General features: G+C 42.7%; 2 protein-coding genes. Both read right to left on the bottom strand.

The genetic code is table 11. From position 1 onward, the window contains the following. Nucleotides 1–108 precede the first annotated feature (108 nt). A complete protein-coding gene (locus tag WG68_RS18905; protein ID WP_152663159.1) occupies nucleotides 109–573 on the bottom strand; it encodes a hypothetical protein in 465 nt (154 codons plus the stop codon). A gap of 57 nt (nucleotides 574–630) precedes the next feature. Then, entirely contained in the window at nucleotides 631–1,584 is a 954-nt protein-coding gene (locus tag WG68_RS18910) for a 5'-nucleotidase (protein ID WP_046559276.1), read from the bottom strand. Between the last annotated feature and the right edge of the window lie 450 nt (nucleotides 1,585–2,034).

Raw genomic sequence — 2,034 nt, forward strand, 5'->3', positions numbered from 1 at the left:
ACCGTTAAAACCCGAGCACCTGCTAACGCCGCAAGCACGCGCGGCTTTGTAATGGAGGCGCGGCCGCAATGAAAAAGCCGTCGCTGTGCCTTGCTTTGTTAGCGCTCACTAGACTGGATATGATTGCCTTAATTCACTCAGCCGAGAGCGTAAATCCTGCATTTTAAATAACAAATCCTGAAGTTGAGAGATCGAATATCGAGTCTCTTTTTGTTCAGATGAAGTTGGCAATCCAATAACATTTGCTACCTGTTGCTGTCTAGGTATAAACCCCCAACGACCGTGAAATAGCTGATTTCGGATAGACCTTGCTAAGTGAGCATCTGATAACCATGAGGTGTAAATATCAGCTGTTGTTGTGCCCGCATATTTTTCTTGTACAAGTTTTTCGAGAAGAAGCAATCTCTTATGAAAATTTGAGTCATTGAGCCTTTTAGTCAACGAATCTAATTTTTTACCGTCATCAGACCACACCAGAAAAAGTCCAAGCTCCATATCAAGTCGGGAATACTCAAATATCATGTAGCCGAGAGTGGTCGCTGCTTCTCGCTCAATCTCATCGTTCACTGCCATTGACTCAGACTTCCTCAAGACTTTCATTCACGCTAACGCCCAAAGCAGCGCGCAGCGTTAGCTGTCCGCTGCCTTTGATTGTTCAATTTTTTTATTGGCGATCCCAAATGGAATGTGAACCATTGGTATATCGCCAGCCTCTGATTCTAGGTGACTTCTCTGATCATCAAAAAACATATGTGGTTTCACCCTAGAAAGGATTCGATCTTTTGCCATACCACCAAGGAAAAAAATCTCGTTTGCACTAACTCCCCAGTCCTCTAGAGTAGTTATAACCCTTTCGTGAGCAGGAGCATTCCTAGCCGTCACAATAGCAGTCGTTAGTATTCTCTTATAAGACCTGTCTTTCTCAACCTCACGATCTTCGAGCTTTTGTAGAAAAGAGAGCTTTTTAAATAGGTCAGCTAATGGACCAGGTTTATGGGGAATCGCAGAATTGGCGACCTCATAGGCATGAAAATCAGGAAGATCGCCTCCTTTGAATACAGCTTCCGCCTCGTCATCCGCAATTACCCCATCAAAGTCAAATGCAATTCTAAGCTCATCATTATCGTCATCGCTTATGACTTTGCTAGGAAGAACTACGCCGCCAGGATAGCCAGCATTAATCGCATTCTGAACATCCTCTTCATTTGCAGAAAGAAATAATGAAGCATTAAATGCTGGAATATACTCGTAGGGTGACTTACCCTCCATGAAAGCGGCTCGAGAAATGTCGAGACCATAGTGCAGAATTGATCTAAATACTCTTTTCCCCGTAGCTGCTGAATTTCGAGAAAGCAGAACGACCTCGACAGGAAGTTTTTGAGGGAAACGCTGATTTATCTGTAAAAACCGCCGAATGAAAGGAAATGCAACTCCTTTCCCAAGAACCTTATCCAAATTCTCCTCTTGAAATTTCTTATATGCTTTTGGGCCTTGCTCAACAAAAACGGCATGGGATTCAGACAAATCGAATAATGCGCTTGATGAGACAGCAACAACTAATTTTCTTTCAATTGGATACGGCATAGCACTCCCTTGAGAATTGAACGCTCGCCTAAGCGGCGAGCAACTTGTTGCGAGTCCAGCGGCCGCAGGCCGCGATGCTTTAGGCGATTGTTAAGTTTTTTCATCGCAATTTATTTTGTAATTTTTATGTAATAAAGGCCAAGGTCTGAACTCTACAACTTTTATCATACTACCTTGAATAGAACGCGAGCAATTCTCTAGACTGGCCTTAATAACGCTACCATTAGCCAGTTTAACGTCTGCTATTAACACGTAATTCGACTTAACAAAGTTGTGTTTTTTTACAAACTCCACCCGTCCTTCGTGCTCAGCACTTCTTACACCGCCAAAGTAAAAATATTCAAATAGCAAATATGCCGCCAAAAAAAATGACAGAAATAATAGAACATCTTTTACGGAGAAATTTTCGTCCATACAAACTTAACGCTCAAAGCAGCTGCGCGGTACGCG

Origin of the sequence: Arsukibacterium ikkense, assembly GCF_000987775.1 — a bacterium.
Lineage (GTDB): Bacteria > Pseudomonadota > Gammaproteobacteria > Enterobacterales > Alteromonadaceae > Alishewanella > Alishewanella ikkense.